Annotated in this window: 17 protein-coding genes and 1 pseudogene; 13 read left to right on the top strand and 5 right to left on the bottom strand. The window is 72.3% G+C overall.

Annotated features, from left to right (window positions below; translation table 11 throughout):
* Entirely contained in the window at positions 1-909 is a 909-nt protein-coding gene (locus tag ACSC1Q_RS21420) for a hypothetical protein (protein ID WP_436760466.1), read from the bottom strand.
* A 372-nt stretch (positions 910-1281) separates the two neighbouring features.
* Here ACSC1Q_RS21420 and ACSC1Q_RS21415 point away from each other — a divergent pair, with 372 nt between their 5' ends.
* The 3 genes from ACSC1Q_RS21415 to ACSC1Q_RS21405 are packed head-to-tail and all read left to right on the top strand — an operon-like array spanning position 1282 to position 4595.
* Entirely contained in the window at positions 1282-3108 is a 1827-nt protein-coding gene (locus tag ACSC1Q_RS21415) for an extracellular solute-binding protein (RefSeq protein ID WP_436760465.1), read from the top strand.
* Positions 3108-3839, top strand: a complete 732-nt coding sequence (locus ACSC1Q_RS21410) for a hypothetical protein (RefSeq protein WP_436760464.1) — start codon at positions 3108-3110, stop codon at positions 3837-3839. The genes ACSC1Q_RS21415 and ACSC1Q_RS21410 overlap by 1 nt, the downstream gene beginning before the upstream one ends.
* Positions 3840-3848: 9 nt before the next feature.
* Entirely contained in the window at positions 3849-4595 is a 747-nt protein-coding gene (locus tag ACSC1Q_RS21405) for a PspA/IM30 family protein (protein ID WP_436760463.1), read from the top strand.
* A 220-nt stretch (positions 4596-4815) separates the two neighbouring features.
* Here ACSC1Q_RS21405 and ACSC1Q_RS21400 read toward each other — a convergent pair whose 3' ends face one another.
* Positions 4816-5340 carry a cysteine dioxygenase family protein gene (locus tag ACSC1Q_RS21400; RefSeq protein WP_436760462.1) on the bottom strand — a complete coding sequence of 175 codons (525 nt, stop codon included), beginning with the start codon at positions 5338-5340 and terminating at the stop codon, positions 4816-4818.
* 75 nt (positions 5341-5415) lie between these two features.
* Here ACSC1Q_RS21400 and ACSC1Q_RS21395 point away from each other — a divergent pair, with 75 nt between their 5' ends.
* The 4 genes from ACSC1Q_RS21395 (at position 5416) to ACSC1Q_RS21380 (ending at position 10345) form a co-directional block, all read left to right on the top strand.
* Positions 5416-6303 carry a LysR family transcriptional regulator gene (locus ACSC1Q_RS21395; RefSeq protein WP_436760461.1) on the top strand — a complete coding sequence of 296 codons (888 nt, stop codon included), beginning with the start codon at positions 5416-5418 and terminating at the stop codon, positions 6301-6303.
* Positions 6304-6626: 323 nt separating this feature from the next.
* A complete protein-coding gene (locus ACSC1Q_RS21390) occupies positions 6627-7271 on the top strand; it encodes a LysE family translocator (RefSeq protein ID WP_436760460.1) in 645 nt (214 codons plus the stop codon).
* Between the two features lie 192 nt (positions 7272-7463).
* Positions 7464-8798 (top strand): LuxE/PaaK family acyltransferase, encoded by a 1335-nt coding sequence (locus tag ACSC1Q_RS21385; RefSeq protein ID WP_436760459.1) that lies wholly within the window; start codon positions 7464-7466, stop codon positions 8796-8798.
* Positions 8795-10345: an acyl-CoA reductase gene (locus ACSC1Q_RS21380; protein WP_436760458.1), complete on the top strand. Its 1551-nt coding sequence runs from the start codon at positions 8795-8797 to the stop codon at positions 10343-10345. Before ACSC1Q_RS21385 ends, ACSC1Q_RS21380 begins: the two co-directional genes overlap by 4 nt.
* 21 nt (positions 10346-10366) lie before the next feature.
* On the opposite strand, the gene ACSC1Q_RS21375 is transcribed toward ACSC1Q_RS21380, so the two are convergent.
* From ACSC1Q_RS21375 to ACSC1Q_RS21365, 3 genes and pseudogenes are all read right to left on the bottom strand, one after another.
* Positions 10367-11269 carry an alpha/beta fold hydrolase gene (locus ACSC1Q_RS21375; protein WP_436760457.1) on the bottom strand — a complete coding sequence of 301 codons (903 nt, stop codon included), beginning with the start codon at positions 11267-11269 and terminating at the stop codon, positions 10367-10369.
* On the bottom strand, positions 11250-11792 hold the full coding sequence (locus tag ACSC1Q_RS21370) for a hypothetical protein (protein ID WP_436760562.1): 543 nt from the start codon (positions 11790-11792) through the stop codon (positions 11250-11252). The genes ACSC1Q_RS21375 and ACSC1Q_RS21370 overlap by 20 nt, the downstream gene beginning before the upstream one ends.
* A 168-nt stretch (positions 11793-11960) precedes the next feature.
* Positions 11961-12179: pseudogene (locus ACSC1Q_RS21365) on the bottom strand (Rieske 2Fe-2S domain-containing protein); the annotation flags it as partial.
* A gap of 140 nt (positions 12180-12319) precedes the next feature.
* On the opposite strand from ACSC1Q_RS21365, the gene ACSC1Q_RS21360 reads away from it, so the two are divergent.
* The 6 genes from ACSC1Q_RS21360 to ACSC1Q_RS21335 all read left to right on the top strand — a co-directional run bounded on the left by ACSC1Q_RS21360 (position 12320) and on the right by ACSC1Q_RS21335 (position 18436).
* Entirely contained in the window at positions 12320-12733 is a 414-nt protein-coding gene (locus ACSC1Q_RS21360; RefSeq protein ID WP_436760456.1) for a hypothetical protein, read from the top strand.
* Between the two features lie 4 nt (positions 12734-12737).
* Entirely contained in the window at positions 12738-13667 is a 930-nt protein-coding gene (locus ACSC1Q_RS21355) for a TOMM precursor leader peptide-binding protein (protein ID WP_436760455.1), read from the top strand.
* A gap of 213 nt (positions 13668-13880) precedes the next feature.
* Positions 13881-15149, top strand: a complete 1269-nt coding sequence (locus tag ACSC1Q_RS21350; RefSeq protein WP_436760454.1) for a YcaO-like family protein — start codon at positions 13881-13883, stop codon at positions 15147-15149.
* A gap of 31 nt (positions 15150-15180) precedes the next feature.
* Positions 15181-15975, top strand: a complete 795-nt coding sequence (locus ACSC1Q_RS21345; RefSeq protein ID WP_436760453.1) for a SagB family peptide dehydrogenase — start codon at positions 15181-15183, stop codon at positions 15973-15975.
* Positions 15972-17672 (top strand): JmjC domain-containing protein, encoded by a 1701-nt coding sequence (locus tag ACSC1Q_RS21340; protein WP_436760452.1) that lies wholly within the window; start codon positions 15972-15974, stop codon positions 17670-17672. Before ACSC1Q_RS21345 ends, ACSC1Q_RS21340 begins: the two co-directional genes overlap by 4 nt.
* Positions 17672-18436 carry an SDR family NAD(P)-dependent oxidoreductase gene (locus tag ACSC1Q_RS21335; protein ID WP_436760451.1) on the top strand — a complete coding sequence of 255 codons (765 nt, stop codon included), beginning with the start codon at positions 17672-17674 and terminating at the stop codon, positions 18434-18436. Before ACSC1Q_RS21340 ends, ACSC1Q_RS21335 begins: the two co-directional genes overlap by 1 nt.
* The last annotated feature ends 48 nt before the right edge of the window (positions 18437-18484 follow it).

Genomic DNA, 18484 nt, shown 5'->3' with positions numbered 1-18484 from the left:
TCAGACCGGGTCGACGAAGAGCAGGGGCATCTTCAGCCACATGTCGACGGTCACCTTGCCGCAGGCTCCCGGGCTGCACCAGGAGTCGCAGTTCGCCCAGGCGCCGACCGTGACCACGTAGGGGCGGTCGGCCTCCATGAGGAAACCGACCTTGAGCTCGGAGGGCGCGTAGCCCCCGTCCCAGCTCTCGATGGGCGCCCCGCCGCTGATGCTCCCGTTGGAGATCTGCGTGGTGGAGAAGTCGGTGACCGGGTTCCCGTCCTGCCAGACCCCCATCTCCAGCCCCCAGCGGAACCACGCCTCCCCGTCGCCCCAGAAACTCGTCGGCCCCTCCAGCCGGGTCTGGTACTCGTACCTCAGGAAGGGCCGCACCTCGACGGTGGTGGCGGTTCGCGCCTCCAGGACGAGGCTGAAGCCGTACGCGCCGTAGGCGTAGTCGGGCTCCCCGTCGATGGACTGCGCCCTGCGCGCGTACTCGTCGGCCGGGTCGTTGCCGTACACGAGGGACCCCCACGTGTTCCCGGTGTTCCAGTATTCGTACGACTGCCCGGTGAAGATCAGTGTCTCCCCGCCCGGCACGATCTCCGGGGCGGCCGTCGCGTCGGACGACGGCCGGGCGGCGTGTCTCCTCTCCGGTGACGAGGTGGAGTCGTCCGGTGAGGCCGGCTCCCGGGCGGCGAGGAGGCTCCGGGCCGCCTCCCGCCCGGCCTCGTCCTGGGTGACCAGCCGCTGGAGGGTCTCCCCGATCGTCCTTCGCGCGGCCTTGCTCGACGCCGCCCGCTCCCGCTGGACCTTCAGCCCGGCCTCGGCCAGTTCCTGCCGCGCCTGGGCCGCCTTCCGCGTCTCGGCCTGGACGACCGCCTCGTCGCCGACCTCGACGATCCCCCGGCGTTTCCGCGCCTCCCTCATGCTCAGCCGCCCCTTCCCGTCGTCCGCCGCTCGTTTCGAGGACTCCAGCGTCGTCCCGAGGCGTCCGGCCGCACATGAGTACGCCCGTACTCATTCGGTCCAGGAATGCTCTGGTCCTTCCGGTCCCGGCATGCTCCGGGCGTACGGCGAAGAACGGCGGAGGGGTTTCCGGGGCCGCCACCGATGGATTTCCGGAGCCGCCGCCGACACGTTTCGAAGTCACCGCCGACAGGCTTTCGAAGCCGTCGCCGACGGTCCGGAATCCCCCGCGACCGCTCCCGTTTCCGGCGCCCGCGACCAACTCCGGTCACGGAGAACTCTCGGGGCGATTCGTTCGTCGGATAAGTACAGACATCCCCCCGGGAGGCAGGGTTGTATCAGCAACCGCGGCGACGGCGGAGGAACTTCGCCCCGTTCATCGTCGCCATCATTCTCGCCGGAGCCCTGATCGTCGCCCTGCGGATCCTCGTCGGCGCGAGCGAGCCCGGAGCCGGAGTGGCGGGCGAGGCCACCGAGCAGCCCACCAAGGTCTGCGAGGGGGGCGTCACCCTGACCGTCGCCGCCTCGTCGGAGAAGGCCGAACTGCTCAGGAAGATCGCCTCCGGCTACAACGGCAGGCAGGTGGGCGGGCGCTGCGCCGACGTCGTCGTCGAGACCAAGGCGAGCGGCGGCGCGATGCAGGCGCTGGCCAGGGGCTGGGACGAGCGCCAGGACGGCCCGCGCCCCGACGTGTGGTCGCCCGCCAGCAGCGGCTGGATCACCCTCCTCCAGCAGCGCGCCTCGGCGAACGACTCCGGCTCCCTGGTCGCCGCCGACAACCCGTCGATCGCCAAGACGCCGCTGGTCGTCGCGATGCCGCTGCCGATGGCCCAGGCGCTGGGCTGGCCGGGCGAGAAGCTCGGCTGGTCGGACGTGCTCGCCGTGTCGGCCGGGTCGTGGGCGAAGTACGGGCACCCCGAATGGGGGCGGTTCAAACTCGGCAAGACCAACCCCAACTTCTCCACCAGCGGCCTGAACGCCACCGTCGGCGCCTACTTCGCGGCGACCGGCCTGTCCGGCGACCTGTCGGAGAAGAACGTGGCCGACGCGAAGGCCAGGGACTTCGTTCGGGGTGTCGAACGTTCGATCGTGCACTACGGCGACACCACGCTGACGTTCCTGTCGAACCTCCAGCGGGCCGACGACGCGGGCGCGGGCCTGAGCTACATCTCCGCGGTGGCCGTCGAGGAGAAGTCGGTCTGGGACTACAACCAGGGCAACCCGACGGGTGATCCCGCGACGCTGGGCAAGCACGCCAAGCCCAAGGTCCCGCTCGCGGCGATCTATCCCAAGGAGGGCACGCTCATGTCCGACAACCCGTACGCGGTGCTGACCGCCCCGTGGGTCGACGACGCGAAGCGGGCGGTGGCGGCCGACTTCCTGGCGCACCTCCAGGCCCCCGAGCAGCAGGCCAGGTTCGCCGAGTTCGCCTTCCGCTCGTACGAGGGCAAGCCGGGCGAGCTGATCACCCAGGCGAACGGGCTGCTGCCCGCCGAGCCGAAAACAACGCTGAGCCCGCCCGCCCCGAACGTGCTCGACAAGATACTCACCGGCTGGGCCGACCTGCGCAAACCCGCGAACGTCCTCCTGGTCATCGACGTCTCCGGCTCGATGGGCGCCTCCGTGCCCGACACCGGCAAGAGCAAGCTCGACCTGGCCAAGCAGGCCGCGATCAACGCGCTGCCCCAGTTCGGCCCGCACGACAGGGTCGGCCTGTGGATGTTCTCCACCAAGCGCGACGGCGCGAAGGACCACCTGGAACTGGCCCCGCTGGCCACCGTCGACACCGCCCAGCGCGAGAGGCTGCGCGCCAGGCTCGACGGCCTCACCCCCGACGGAGGCACCGGCCTGTACGACACCGCGCTCGCGGCCCACGAGCAGGTGCGGAAGCTGCGGAACGGTGACGCGATCAACGCGGTGGTCTTCCTGACCGACGGCAAGAACGAGGACCCCGACAGCCTCTCCCTGGAGAACCTGCTGCCCGACCTGCGTACCGAGGCGGGCCAGGAGACGGTGCGGATGTTCACGATCGCCTACGGCCAGGACGCCGACCTCGGCGTGCTGAGGCAGATCTCCGAGGCGACCGCCGCCGCCGCGTACGATTCTCGCGAATCCGGAAGTATCGACCAGGTGTTCACCGCGGTGGTATCCAACTTCTGATGGCACGCCTCGCCGACGAACTCAGGGACCCGTGGGGCCTGCTGCTGGGCGCGACCGCCGGCGGCGCCGCGTGGGCCGTCAGCGTGCACCCGGCGGCCGCCGCGTTCGTGGGCGTGGTCGTCTGGCTGTCCAAGGCGGGCGTCGCGATCCTGCAGGACCGCGAGCACCGCGACGGGCTCGCCGTCACCCCCGGCAGCCCGGAGGAGTACTGGCTCGCGCGGGCCGGATCGGCCGCGTACGGCTTCGGCGAGCTGAGCGCCTCGATGGAGCGCGGCCCGCTGGCCGAGCGGATCGCGCTGATGCGGCCCCGGATCGACGACTCGGCGGCCACGCTGCGGCGGCTCGCCGAGCAGGCCTCGCTCACCGGCGCCGCGCTGGCCAGGTTCGACCTCGGCGGCCTCGGGAACGAGCAGGCCAGGCTGGCGCGAGCCCGCGAGGAGGCGGGACAGGGCCTCGCCCGGGACATCGACCGCGCCCTCGCCTCTCTGGCCTCGCAGCGGGCCGTGGTCGAGCGGCTCTCCGCGACCCGGGAGCGGGTGCTCGCCCGGATGGAGTCGAGCGCCATCGGCATCGAAGGGCTCCTCGCCCGCCTGGTGGAGCTGTCCGCGGTGTCGGCGAACGGCCCGCTGGAGCCGACCCGGGTGCTGGACGAGCTCGCCGACACCCTCGAAGGAGTCCGCCAGGGCCTCCACGAAACCGAGCAGATCACGCGCGACGCGCTGGATCGATAAGGAGCCCTCATGTTCAAGGTCATCCGTCGGGCCTGGCGCTATCTGGTCTTCGCCCTCTCCGGGCGGCTGGACGAGCTGTCCGACCCCCGGGTCCAGATCGAGCAGGCCATCCAGGAGGCCAAGGAGCGGCACCGGCGGCTGAGCCGGCAGGCCGCGGCGGTGATCGGCAACGAGCGCGAGCTGGAGATGAGGCTCGCCCGTTCCATGGAGGAGACCGAGAGGCTCCAGGCCAACGCCCGCCAGGCCATCCTGCTGGCCGAGCGGACCCGGGCCGCGGGTGACGAGCGCAAGGCCCTGTCGTACGAGGACTCGGCCCGCGCCTTCGCCTCGCGCCTGGTGGCGGCTGAGAGCGCGCAGCGGGAGTCGCGGCTGGCGCACGAGCGGGCCGCGCAGGCCTCGGCCCAGGCACGGGCCGCGGTCGAGACCAACGCGATGGCCCTGCAGAAGAAGATCGCCGAGCGGATGCGCCTGCTCTCCCAGCTCGACCAGGCCAAGGTGCAGGAGGAGCTCAACCGGGCGATGGGCGACCTGTCCGGCCTCACCCCCGCCGACGAGACGCCCACCATGGACGAGGTCCGCGACAAGATCGAGAAGCGCTACGCCCGCGCCCTGGGCGAGGCCGAGCTGACCTCCGGCTCCGTCGAGGCCCGGATGATCGAGGTCGAGCGCGCCGCCGTCGACGCCGAGGGCGCCGCCCGTCTGGAGGCCATCAGGGAGAGCCTGAACGCCGACAGGAAACCCGAAGTGGAGAAATAGCTGCGACCGGAGACCCGGCTCGATGGCGGCCGGGAACGGCCCGGCTCGATGGCGGCCAGGGGTGAGCGGGCTCGATGGCGGCCGGAGGTGGGCCCGGCTCGATGGGGAAGCCGAGCCCGTGGTCCCCGCTCACCGGACGGGCGGGGCGCGGGACGATCCTTCGGCGAATCCGGCGAATCCGGCGAATTCGGTGAATCCAGCGAATCCGGCGAAAAGACCTTCAGCGGACGGGCAGCTCGTAGACGCGGCGGACGCTGGTGGGGGCGGCGCCGAGGTCGGCCCCGTAGATGTGCAGCGAGATGGCCGTCTCGTCGCCCGTGTTGTGGACGCGGTGGATGTCGCCGGGCGGGGCGAACCCGCTCACCTCACCGGTGAGGTTGGCGGCCCTGCCGATCTCGGTCAGGTGGTCGCCGTGGTCGCGGTAGAGGGTCTCGTACTCGACACCCTGCAGCACGCCGAACACGCACCACGCGATGTGGTCGTGGATCACGGTCTTCTGACCGGGCCGCCAGACCACGGCCACGATCGAGAAGTCCTCCTCGGCGTGGAGGGTGTGGCCGACATAGCGGTCGGGGTCGCCGAGGCGCTCCTCCTCGGTGAGGATCTCGGGGGACGGCAGCCGTTCACGCAGCAGCCCGGCCACGGCGAAGGCCGTGGTCCGAGCGTCGGCGGACGGGTCGACGAGGTCACGGACCCCGGCGACCAGCTCGGCCAGGCCCGGGCGGGTGAGCGTCAAGGTTGTCATGTCTCAAGGATGCGACGGGGAGATCCATAGCGTCCAATGCCTATCTTCCCGCTCATCCATAGATAAAGTTAATACATGCTCGATATCGTGCGACTTCGCGTCCTCGCCTCGGTGTCCCGGCACGGCTCGGTGACCGCGGCGGCGAGGGAGCTGCACTACTCCCAGCCCTCGGTGAGCCATCATCTCGCGAAGCTGGAGGCCGAGACCGGGGCCAAGCTGATCCAGCGGGCCGGCCGGGGCATCCGGCTGACCGAGGCGGGCCGGCTGCTCGCCGAGCGGGCCACCGAGATCATCGGCCGCCTCGACTCCGCGTCCGCGGAACTGTCGGCGCACGTGGGCCTGCGCGCCGGGCGGGTCAGGCTGGCCGCCTTCCCCTCCGCCCTGGGGACGTTCGTGCCGGAGGCCGCCGCCGTCCTCGCCGAGGGGCACCCCGGCCTGGAGCTGCGACTGACCGAGACGGAGCCTCCCGACGCGCTGCGCATGCTCAAGGCCGGTTACGTGGACGTGGCGGTCATCTTCCGCTACGACGAGACCGCCCCCGAGGCCGACGGGATCCGGCTGCTCCACCTGCTGGACGACCCCAGCTATCTGGTCACCTCCGGCCCGATCGGCGAGCTGACCTCGTACCGCGACTCCCGGTGGATCGGCGGCTGCGACCGGTGCCGCAGCCACCTGCTGGAGCTGTGCGCCAGGGCGGGTTTCGAGCCGGAGATCGCCTTCACCACCGACGACATCGTCGCCGTCCAGGCCCTGGTCGCCGCCGGGATCGGGGTGAGCGCCCTGCCTGGGCTCGCCCTGCACGCCCACCGGCACCCGAAGATAAACACGACCGAGCTGCCCTGCTCGACCCGCCACGTCTACGCCGCCACCTACGGCGAGCCCCCAGACCCCCCGGCCACCACCGCCCTGCTGAGCGCCCTGACCTCGGTGACGACCCCGCGGATCCCGGTGGAGCAGCCATGATCCGCGAACACCGGTGATCCGCCTTCGCCGGACGCGCGGGCGGGGTCGGCGGAGGCCACCCCCGAACGGTGCTGACGGCGATCGTCACGGTCCCAGCGTGGAACTCGGCGGCAACCCCGTGCTCCGCGACGTCGGCCTCACGGCGGCCCCCTGCTAGGTCGGGGCCGTGACCGGCGCGAACGGAGCGGGGGAGCCGACGTCGCTCCGACCGGTCCGGCCGTCCCGCCGGGCTGCCGGACTGCCGGGCTGTCCGCTCCGGGCAAGGACCGTCCGGCGGTGAAAATGTGAGGCGCCGGGGAAACCGATGACCCTACGATCCGGACATGCCAGATCTGCCTGCTCTCGCGCTCTTCGCCGCGGCGACTCTCGCCCTGCTGCTCGTCCCGGGGCCCGCGGTGCTCTACATCGTGACCCGCAGCGTCGCCCAGGGCCGGTCCGCCGGGCTGGTGTCGGTGCTCGGCATCCACCTCGGTTCGCTGGTCCACGTGGCCGCCGCCGCCCTGGGCATCAGCGCCCTGCTCGCGGCCTCGGCGACCGGCTTCACGATCGTGAAGTACCTCGGCGCCGCCTACCTGGTCTGGCTGGGCGTACGCAAGCTCATGACCCGTTCGAACGGGGAGGAGTCCTTCGAGCCGCGGATCGCGACCAGGTCCCGGATGTTCTGGGAGGGCTTCGTGGTCAACGTGCTCAACCCGAAGACCGCGATCTTCTTCCTCGCCTTCCTGCCGCAGTTCGCCGATCCGGAGGCAGGGCCGATCGCCCCGCAGATCGTGCTGCTCGGCCTGATCTGGACGGCGCTCGGGATGGCCAGCGACGGCGCCTTCGCCCTGCTCGCCTCGGCCATGGCGGGCCGTCTGCGCCGCTCGGCCCGCGCCCGCCGCCGCCTGGACGTCACCAGCGGTGTCGTCTACCTCGGCCTGGGAGCCGTCGCGGCCTTCAGCGGCGAGCACTCCACTGCCAGAGCCTGAGGCCCGAAGGCCGGGGGGCTGAGATCCGGGGGCCGGGGTCCGGGGCCGGGTCCTCCGGCCATCAATGCCACGAAAAAATTTCACGATATTTCCCATTGAATACAGATTTATTGCGCTCATCGATTGACAATCGCGCCGTTATTCTCGGCTCGCGGGGTGGTCAGGCCACCGAATACGGGCGACGATCGGACGGTGCCCGGTCCGAATTCACGGCTGACGGCCGTCTCCCCCGTGCAGTCCCTGCTCGTCTGCGCCAGGCTCTGGTCCTCGGGAGCCGCGATCGACGAGGACCTGGCGGCCAGGCTCAGGGAGGCCGCCCTCGTCGGCAACCACCACCGCTACGCCGCCACCGTCCCCGCGTACGCGGCGCTCGTCGGCGAGTCGTCCTCCACCGGGGCGATCACCCTCGCCGACATCCGCGACCGGTTTCTGGTCACCGGTGAGCTCTTCAAGGGCTACGACCCGGCCTGGTTGCGGGGAGGGCTGTCCGAACTGTCGCGCTGGCTGGGGTCGATCTTCATCGAGCGGCTCACCGACCCCGGCCCGCACGCCGACGACGTCGACCAGTGGCGGGCCGTCCTGAAGCGGCACGGAGTGTACGTCACGTTCTCCAGCGGTACCGGCGGGCGGCCGTCCATCGTTCCCCGCGACCGCCTCACCCTGGCCGCCCTGCGCGCCACCTCCGGCGTGCGCCTGCCCTGGACCCCGGCGACCGGCGGCTACGACTTCCTCCAGCTCGTCGCCCCCGGGCTGGGCACGGGGATCCAGTCGGGGGCGACCGGCCTGGCCGCGGGGGCCGTCCGCGTCCACCGGCTGCGGGACACCCCGTTCGACCTGCGCGCCCTCTCCGGCGAGGTTCCGTCCCGCGCCGGTAACGCGCCCACCGGCCACGAGGCCGCCGCCGAATTCCTGAGGGGCGCCGAGCGGCCCGTGCTCGTGTTCGGGACGCCCCCGGAACTCTCCGGTCTTCTCGGCCACCTCGGCCACCTCTCGCCGACGGCCCGGCGGATCCGGCTGCCTCCCGGCAGTCAGGTCGTCACCGGAGGCGGCTGGAAGGGCCGTACGGCGATCCCCCGGGAGGAGCTGGTGGAGCGGGTGGCCGAGCACCTCGGCGTGCCGCGCGAACGGTATGTCGACACCTACTCCACCTCGGAGCTGAACACGGTCTTCCCGAGCTGCGTCAACGACCGCTATCACGTCCCTCCCTGTGTCGAGCCGGTCGTCGTGGACGGGCTCCTCGCCCCCGTCGAAGGCGACGACGTGGAGGGGGTGCTGGCCGTGCTGGATCCGTTCGCGCTGTCCTACCCGGGGTTCGTCGTCACGGGCGACGCCGTCAGGCTCCGCCGCGACCCCTGCGGATGCGGTCTGGCGGGACCGGCCCTGGCCGCTCCGATCGTCCGCGCCGCCGGAGCGGGCGAGCGCGGATGCGCCATCGGGGAGGAAGCGGGAGGAACCGAAGGAAATGGAGGAAATGGAGGCACGGGAGGAACGGGGGAAACAGCGGGAACGGAAGGAACGGCCCGATGACGCTCGATGCCCGCACGATCGCCGGTACGCAGATCGTCCGGCTCCCGGCCGTGGTCCGGGGCGAGGTCGTCATGCCCCCCTGGCCCCGGGTGGGTGACGTCCGCCTGGCGGTCGCCGAGCGGGGGTCGCACCACGTCCGGGGGACGGGCGACGACGGCTGCTACCTGATCGGGCGGCCGGTGGTGGACCGCGACTCGCTCGCGCTCACCGGCGAGACGCAGGTGCTCGTGCTGCCCGCCCCCGCCCCGTCCTCCCTGCTCGAACCCGATCCGGCGGGGGCGCTGCTGGAACTCGCGCGCACCCCCGTACCCGAGGTGCTCTCCTTCGTGGACGCGATCGGGCGGGCGCTGCTGGCGGGCTCCCCCGAGGCCGCCGAGGCGGGAACGCTGCTGGCGGCGACCTCGCTGGTCGCCGATCGCGCGCACCGCGCCTTCCTCGCCCAGCTCCCGGCGCTCTTCGACGGCGACGCCGTCGGCCGCATGATCGAGCGCGACCTCGGTACGGGCCCGCTCGACACCTGGCGGGAGGTCGGCGAGACGCCCGTACGGGGAATGACCGCCCGTTTCGCGGGTCACGCCCGCGAGACGCCGCCCGCGCTGCGCGCGCTCCCCACCAGGCAGCTTCATCTGACCGCGGGGAACGCCCCGGTGGTCCCGGTGGTCTCCCTGCTGTGGGCGTGGGCGACCAAGGGGGCCGGCGTGATCAAACCCGCCGCCGAGGCCGCCGCCCTCGTCGTCGCGCTGGGTACGGCGCTGCGCGACACCGACCCCGGCCACCCGCTGGCCAGGCACACGACCCTCGCGTACTGGCGGGGCGGCGACCGGCGGGTGGAGGCGACCCTGTTCGCCGACGGGGCCTTCGACCGGCGGGTCGTCTGGGGCTCCGCGGAGACCGTCGGCAGCGTGACGGCCCGCGGCGGAGGCACCGACACCCTGGTCATGGGCCCGCGGTTCTCGCTGAGCATGATCGGGGCCGCCCTGGTCCGGTCGGACCCGGAGGCCGCGGCCCGCCTCGCCGCGGTCGACTCGCTGATCGCCAACCAGGCCGCCTGCACGTCCTCGCTGCTGCACGTCGTGGAGTGCGACGCCCCCACGGCCGACGCGTACGCCCGCGCGCTCGCCGGGGTGCTGGCCGAGTGGGACGAGGCGCTCCCGCACCGGCCCTCGCGGCAGGCCCAGGAACGCCTCACCCGGCTGCGCAGGGGCCTGCTCGGCACCGGGCGCTGGTACGTCAACGGGGAGTGGCCCGAGGTGTCGTCGGCGGTCGTACGCGTCGACGGCGGCTTCGACCTCGCGCGGCATCCCGGGTCCCGGCTCGTCCTGGTCCGCGCTGTCGACGACCTGCGGCGGGCGCTGCCCCTGCTGGGTCCTGCCGTCTCGACGGTCGGGATCGCCCCCGAGGAGACCCGGCTCGCGCTGCGGGACGCCGTCGCCGCGTGCGGGGTGGACAACGTCGTCCCGCTGGGGGCGGCCGAGCACGGATACGCCGGACGCCCGCACGACGGCGTGCGGGTGCTCAACCGGCTGGTCAGATGGGTCAACGGCTGACCCGCCCCGGACAGGACGGGGTCAGCCGTGCCCCGCGTCGCCGTCGTTGGCGGCATCGTTGGCGTTGGCGGCGTCGTTGGCGGCATCGGCTTCGGCTTCGGCGATGTGCGCGCCGACGATCCCCAGGACGGTTCGCGGCTCCTCCAGCGGGGCGAGGTGCCCCGTCCCGGGGATGACCCGCAGGAGACCCCGGGGCGCCGCCGCCGCGATCGTCTCCGCGCAGGCGCGGTGCGCCGGGATCTCGCCGTCGCCCACGAGCACGAGGAGGGGCGCGTCCAGCGCGGCCAGGCGGGCCACCGGCTGCCGGGGCTCCAGGAGGGGACGGAGGCCGGTGCCGTCGAGCTCGTCCCAGGCGTGCCCGCCGACGACGTCGGCGAGCGCGGAACGCGCCTCGGGCCGGGCCGCGATCCCGCCGAAGATGGGGGCGTACGACATCCACAGCGCGGCCGTCCGCGCCCTCGAACCGTCACCGCGGCGCAGGAGGAGCAGGTCGAGATAGTGGCGCTCGACCGCCCGGTCCTGCGGGCCGCCCGCGTAGGAGGGGGCGGCGAGCGTCCAGGAGGCGAACGCGTGGGGGTGGCGCAGTGCCATCTCCAGGGCCACCACGGTGCCGAAGGACAGGGCGACGACGTGCCGTACGCCCGCGTCCAGGGCGCGGGTCACCAGCAGGTCGGCCAGCGCGGCGCGGTCCTCGCCGTCGCGCGGCGGCCTGGAGCGCCCGTGCCAGGGGAGGTCGGCGGCCACGTGCCGGTGGCCGGGCAGATGCCTCCAGAGCGGTGGCCAGACGGCGGCGCTCATCGTGTAGCCGTGCAGCCACAGCACTCCGGTCCCCGAACCGCTCGCGATGACGGCCAGACCGTCCCAGTCGCCGTCATCCGCGACGGCGAGGCCGGGCACGGAGGGGTCAGGCCGGTCGGCGCTCATCGGGGCCCCCGAACCTCCGGCAGTACGACCGGTAGGCGCGCACGAGCTCGTCCCCCTCGGTGTATCGGGGGACGACGGTGGTGTCGAGGTGCTCCCAGATCAGGGCGTCCTGCTCGAACGCCGTGCGGCTGCCGCCGACGAGCGAGGCGACCTCGCGGACGGTCGGGGAGCCGGAGGCCCTGCGGGCGGGCACCGCGACCGTCACCCTGACCACGCACGCCCCGTCACCGGCCGGGGTGGCCGCGGTGATGACGACGTTGGGCTCGTCCGGCGACCCCAGCTCGGTGGCCACCAGGTTCGGGCTGAACACCAGGGCGCGGAAGTGGGCCCTGGCCGGGTCGTCCCCGGGCTCTCCCGCCTGCCAGCGGTTGGGACGCACCATGTCGAGGTCCCCCTCGACGCAGAGCACGCCGCCCTCCGCCGGGCGGACACTCAGCCGGGGACGCCTGCCGAGCCCGTGGACGGGAGCGAAATGATCGGCGTCGAAGACGTTCTCGATGACGTATTCCGCCGGGACCTTCACGTGGAGCGAGAATCCCGACACAATTCTGTGGCTTTCCTGTAAGTTCGTCAGGAAATCTTCGAGCCCGGTGTCGAACGACGGATCGAGGAGCACGAAAAGGCCCCCGGCCCGGAGCGTCGAGCGGTGGCGGTCGATCCGGAAACGACCGGAACTCTCGCCCCCTAACTGCACTCGATGCCCGTGAAAAGGGCAAATAATTGCATTTCCGTCGACCTTTCCGCCGTATCCGAGATGAGCACCCCTGTGCGGACATGTCGCGTCATAAACTCCCACGTCACCACCGCTCCGTACGGCGACCAGCGAGCGTCCGGCGAGGTCGAGGACGGCGACGTCGTCGCCGAGGTCGGCGCCGAACGCCAGCTGCGTCCATCCCGAGGAGATCGACAATTCCCCCTCCTTTCGATTGGCCCGAAACCACGGTTACCTCACCACGGAAAACTCATTCCTGAATAATTATTCGCCATTGCCCGGCAAGCTTCAAAAGTTTACGGTACAGGAACGGCGCCCAACCGAAAGAGGTGACTCGAATGACCGAGAACAATCCCTTCAAGGATCTGTCCGCGGTGCCCGCGAGAGATCCGGACGACCTGCAGCGCGCGGAGAACCTCCAGAAGAAGGAGCAGTCGCGGACCGTCGCCGACCTGGGCCTGGCGACCCCCGAGCAGCTGGAGCGGCTGCCCAGGATCCGCGACCTGACGGTCCACGACCTCAACGACCTCGCCGCCGAGTTCAGCGGCATCCCGACCGACAACCGCCGCGTCGCGGCCCTGAGCCTCGACGACCTGCAGGACCTGGAGGGTGTGTTCTTCGAGTTCAAGCGCGCCGTCGGCAGCGATCTCGTCAGCCGCAGGGCCACGGTGCGCAGCGTCGACGTCTCGTGCTGCTGCTGCACGCCCTGCTGCTCCTGCGCGGCGGCCGACATGACCCCCACGGCCTCCTAGCGCCTTGGCGACACAGGAACCGCTGAGCGGCCGGGAGCTCCAGATCGCCCATCTGGGCCCCGACGAGGCCGTCGCGAAACGTGGGCTGGCGGAGGTGCGGCTGGCCGCGCCCGGAATCGGCGCCCTGCTCACCCGGATCGCCGAACTCGCGGACGGATCGCGTTCGCTGGACGAGCTCGTCGACGCCTTCCCCCCGCGGGAGCGGGAGGGCGTCCGCGAGGTGATCGTCAACCTGCGGGCACGGGGCCTGCTCGGCGAGGACGCGGGTGACGACCCCGCGGCCCGGTTCTGGTCGAGCATGGCGCGGCTGTCCCCGGACGGGCCCGGCGAGATCGCGAAGTCGGCGGTGCTCGTGACCGGCACCGGCCAGGTCGCCGACGCGCTCACCCGGTCGCTGGTGGCGTGCGGTGTGGGCCGGGTCGGGTCGCGGCCCGCGCCGGCGGCCGGGGAGGAAGGCTGGGACCTCTGGTGCGCCGCGGCCGACGGCCCGGCCGACCCCGCCCTCGTCGACGTGGCGCGGCGCGCGCTCGACGCGCGCGTCGTCCTGCTGCCCGTCTGGATCGACGACCTCGTCATCCGGGTCGGCCCGCTCACCCATCCCTTCGACACCGCCTGCCTGCGCTGCTACCTGCTCAGGATCGACTCGGGCGACGTGTGGCGCGAGGCCCACGCGATGCTGCGCGCCCAGCGCTCGCCCGGTGCCGGGTTCCTGCCCTCGATTCCCTCGGTGGCCGGGGAGATCGCGGCCACCGAGGCCGTCAAGCACCTCGCCGGGCTGCCGGTGACCGCGTGCGGCCGGGTCATCGAGGTCGGCCTCGTGCCGTTCCGCTCGGCCGTGCGCCGGGTGCTGCGGGTGCCGCGCTGCCCCGACTGCGGCGGGACGGCCAGGCAGGGCGCACCCGTGATCACTCACGGTTCCCAGCTCTCCGAATGACTTGTGACGGCCCCGAGCCCGTCACAGGCCCGAACCCGTCGCGGACCCGTGCTTGTCGCAGGTCCGCGCCCGTCACGGGTCCGCGCCGGTCGCGGGCCCCAGCCCGTCACGGGTCCGCGGTGACACCGCCGGAAAGGACACCACCGGGACCACCGGGACCACCGGGACCACCGGGACCACAGCGGTCATCAGGATCACCGGAAAAGGAGGCCGATGGATCTGCTCGACGCGTGGACGGATCTCGTGGATCCCCGTACGGGCATCGTCCGCGAGATCACCGAGCTGCGGATCGACGACGACGACCCGCGCTTCGTCCACTACCTGTCCGAAGCCTGTTCCACCGAGGCGATGGGCTTCCTGAAGAACTTCGGCAACAACGGCGGCGCCGCGACCGATCGGCGCCGGGCCCTGGCCAAGGCGATCGGCGAGGCGGTCGAGCGCTACTGCTCGGCCTGCTTCTCCTACGACGATCTCCTGGTCTCCGCCTACGACGACCTCGACAACCCGGCCACCCCGCCGGGCACCTACGCCCTCTACCGGCCCGAGCAGTACGCCATCCCGGGCTTCCCCTGGCGGCCGTTCACGTCGGCCACCCGGGTCGCCTGGACGCGCGGGCGCTCCCTGGTCACCGGGGAGGAGATCCTGCTGCCCGCCTCCTTCGTGTACGTCCCCTACCACTACCGGGCGGAGACGCCGATCGCCCAGCCCATCTCCACCGGCCTGGCCTGCGGGTCCTCCGTCCAGGAGGCCACCGTGTCGGCCCTGTGCGAGGTCGTCGAGCGTGACGCGTTCACGCTCATGTGGCAGGGACGGCTGAGCCGTCCCCGGATCAGGCTCGACCGCCTGCCCGACTCCCTCACCGACCTGGTGCGGCGCTTCGAGGAGGTCGGGTTGACGGTGCACATGGTCGACATCGGCACCGACGTCGGCTGCCCGTCCATCATGACGATCGCGGAGGGCTTCACCCGGACGTCACCCGCCCTCGCCTTCGCCGCGGCCTCCCACCCGGACGCCGAGGTCGCCTGCCGCAAGAGCCTGGAGGAGCTGGCGCACACGCGGAAGTTCTCCGTCCAGGTGATGGACTACCTGCCCCCCGTCCCCGTCGACGTGGAGTCCGGCCACCCCGCCGTGGACGGTCAGCGAGCCCATCTGCGCTACTACTGCCCGCAGGAGTCCAAGGAGTACGCCCGTTTCTCCTGGGACTCCTCCCAGGAGACCGACCTCGACCTGTCCGGCGACCGCGACCTGTCCCTTCGCGCGCTCGTCGCGGGGGTGGCGGCGACCGGCGAGGACGTGATCGCCTGCGACCTCACGACGCCGGACGTCGCGGAGCTCGGACTGTCGGTCGTGCGGGTGGTCGTTCCCGGCCTGCATCCGCTGCACATGGGCCACTCCAACCGGGCGACGGGCGGGTGGCGGCTGACCTCGCTGCCCGGCTGGTCCCCCGGCGAGGACAACCCGCATCCCCACCCGTTTCCCTGACGAGGAAGATCCCCGACGAGGAAGGGCCACCATGCATCCGGTCGACGCGTTCCTGCTGGAGGAGAGCGAGGAGGCGGTCTGGGAGAGCTTCCACGAGAACTCCAAGACGAGCCGGGCCACACCCCATCTGTACTTCGACAGGCACCCCGCCGACAGCACGGTCGTCGCGGTGATGAACGGGCTGCGCGAGACGAAGCCGTACCGCGACCGTCCCCGGATCGCGCTGCCGTACGAGCTCCCGCCGTCGAAGATCGATCTTGACGAGGCGCTGATCGGCCGCGAGTCCGCGCGGGGGTTCGGCCGGGGGCCGGTGGGACTGCCCGACGTTTCGAAGGTCCTGCGGTGCGCGTACGGGGTGACGAGACCCAACGCCGACAGCCGCTACCCGCGCCCCTTCCGTGCCGTCCCCTCGGGCGGCGCCCTGTACCCCCTGGAGCTGTATCTCTGGGCGCGCGACGTGTCCGGCCTGGTCAAGGGGCTCTACCACTACGATCCGACGGCGCACGAGCTGCACGAGCTGGGCGAGTTCGAGGCCGGGAGCTGCTTCGTCCAGTCCGAGCTCGTCGCCTCGGCACCGGCCGTGCTGCTGGTGTCGGCGGTGTTCCAGCGCTCCGTCTTCAAGTACGGCGAGCGCGGCTACCGCTTCGTGCTCGTCGAAGCGGGGCACGCCGTGCACAACGCGGTGCTCGCCGCCTCCGGGCGCGGCCTGGCGGCGGTGCCCGTCGGCGGCTATTTCGACCGCGAGCTCGACGACCTGCTCGGCTTCGACGGGCTGCACGAGTCGGTCGTCTACAGCCTCCTCCTCGGTTCCCGGGAGGCGGAATGACCGAGGTGACCGGAACAGCCGAGACGACCGGCACGGCTGGGACGACCAAGACGGCCGGGACGACAGGGACGACAGGGACGACAGGGACGTGGCCGCTGACCGTCACCGCCCCCGGGCCCGCGGGGCGGGGCGCCTCCGCGCTGGCCTCGCTGGTGCACCCGCTCGACCCCGACGTGTTCCGCACCGCGTACTGGCAGCGCAGGCCGCTGCACGTCCAGGGGCCCGCCGGCCGGTTCCGCGACCTGTTCACCATGGCGGACCTGCGCGAGGCGGTGAGCCGCCAGCGCGAGCTCGGCCTGCTCATCCGCGCCAGCGGCGACCACGAGGGCGACGGGGGCGCCGCCGGGGCGCACGTCGCGGTGGAGGCCTCCGACGTGGCCGGGCATCTCGGGCGTGGCGCCTCGATCTGCGTGGAGCCCATCGAGCGTGCCGCCCCCCGGATCGCGGAGCTGGCCGCCCGGCTCAAGCACGAGCTGGGCCACCACGGCGACGCGAGCGTCAAGTGCTACCTCTCACCGCACGGCTACGGTTTCAACACCCACTTCGACGCCCACGTCGTGACGACACTGCAGCTGGACGGGCACAAGCGCTGGCGCCTGTCGCGGGCGCCCGGGGTCCCGTTCCCCCTGGGCAACGCCTTCGCCGGCCCGGACGGCGGGGTGCGCTACATCGGGCGGGCCCCCAGCTCGGTCCGCCCCTGGGAGCGCCCGGAGATCTCCGAGGAGACGTTCGCCGAGGTCCTGCTGGGGCCAGGCGACGTCCTGTGCCTGCCGGCCGGGACCTGGCACAGCGCGAAGGCGGTGGGGCACTCCCTCGCCGTCAACATCGCGTTCGCCCCCGCCGACATCCTCAAACTCCTCACCGACGCGGTCAGGCCCCGCCTGGAGGAGCGGGAGACCTGGCGCTCGGGACTGCCCACGACCGGCGGAACGACCAAAAAGGCGTCCGGGAAACCGTCCGGGGATCCAGCCGGGGAACCGGCCGGGCGCTCGTCGGGGAGCCCGCCGAGGGAGAACAGCGGGAAGGCGTACGTCACGGCGGCGGCCACCGCGAGCAGCACGACGAACGCGACAGGCACGGCGGGCGACACAACAGACACGAAGGGCACGACGGGCACGGCGGGCGATACAACGGGCACAACAGGCACAGCGGAGGGTGACGCGGCGGGCACGGTGGCCGGGTTCCTGGCGGAGCGGCGGGAGGAGCTGATCGACGCGCTCAGGGCGCTCCCGCTGGACGGCGACCTGCCGGCGGCGGCGACCTCGGCCTCCCCGGGCAGCGCCGCCGCCCGGATGGCCGCCCAGCCCCCGGCCGTCGCCGGCACGGACGACCGCAGGTTGCAGTGCGTGCTGACGGTGGCGAACGCCGAGGTCGCGGCGGGATGGTACGAACGGGTGCTCGGCTGCCGCGTCATGGCGGCGATCCCGGAGTTCGGCTGGATCGAGCTGGCGTCCCCGGTGCCCGGGGTGAGCATCGGCCTGTCGGAGATCCCCACCGCCGGGGTGAGCGGCGGCGCGGTGCTCGACTTCCGGGTGGACGACCTGGAGCGCGTCCGCGAGCTGCTCGACGGCGACGGGACGACCCCGCCGGCCCGTACGCGCGACGTCGCGGGCGTCGCGCGGTTCCTGGAGTCGAGCGACATCGACGGCAACCGGTTGATGTTCTACCAGCCGGACGACGACCGGAAGAGGATCTGATGGGCAGGCTGGACGACAGCGTCGTCATCGTGACGGGCGGGGCCAACGGCATCGGCCGCTGGTACTGCACGGCCCTCGTCCAGGAGGGTGCCCGGGTCGTCGTGTGCGACATCGACGAGCGGAGCGCGGCCGGCTTCGCCGCCTGGCTCAACGAGCGGGCGGGCGTGGAGCGCGCGCACTCCCTGGGGGTCGACGTGACCTCTCCCGACGAGACCGCCGGGATGGCCGCCACCGTGCTGTCGCGGTTCGGGGCCGTCGACGTGCTGGTCAACAACGCGGGCAGCTACCCGCACGTGGCGTTCGAGGACATCGACCACGACGCCTGGCGGCGGGTGGTCGCCCTGAACCTCGACAGCGTGTTCCTGTGCTGCCGGGCGGTGCTGCCGGTGATGCGGAAGCAGGGGCACGGCGTGATCGTCAACGTGACGACGAACCTGGTGTGGTCGGGGCTGTCCCACATGGCCCACTACATCGCGGCCAAGTCGGGGGTGATCGGGCTGACCAAGGCCCTCGCCCGCGAGTACGGCGAACACGGCGTCCGGGTGAACGCGCTGGCCCCGGGGGCGGTGGTCCCCGATCTCCCGGACCGCCGGCTCACTCCGGCGGGTCGGGAGGCCGTGCAGGAGATCCTGCAGTACCAGTCCGTCAAACGGCACCAGCACCCCCGCGACCTCGTCGGCACCATGCTGTTCCTCTGCTCCTCCGACTCGGAGTTCATGAGCGGCCAGGTCCTGACGGTCGACGGCGGCCTGACCATGCACTGATCTCCATCGACACCGAGTGACGTCGATTGACACCGAGTGACACCGAGT

It is taken from the genome of Streptosporangium heterodermiicola (assembly GCF_051390675.1).
Taxonomy (GTDB): domain Bacteria; phylum Actinomycetota; class Actinomycetes; order Streptosporangiales; family Streptosporangiaceae; genus Streptosporangium.
The sequence above is the reverse complement of the archived record's forward strand: the minus strand, read 5'-3'. Positions and strand labels throughout refer to the sequence as shown.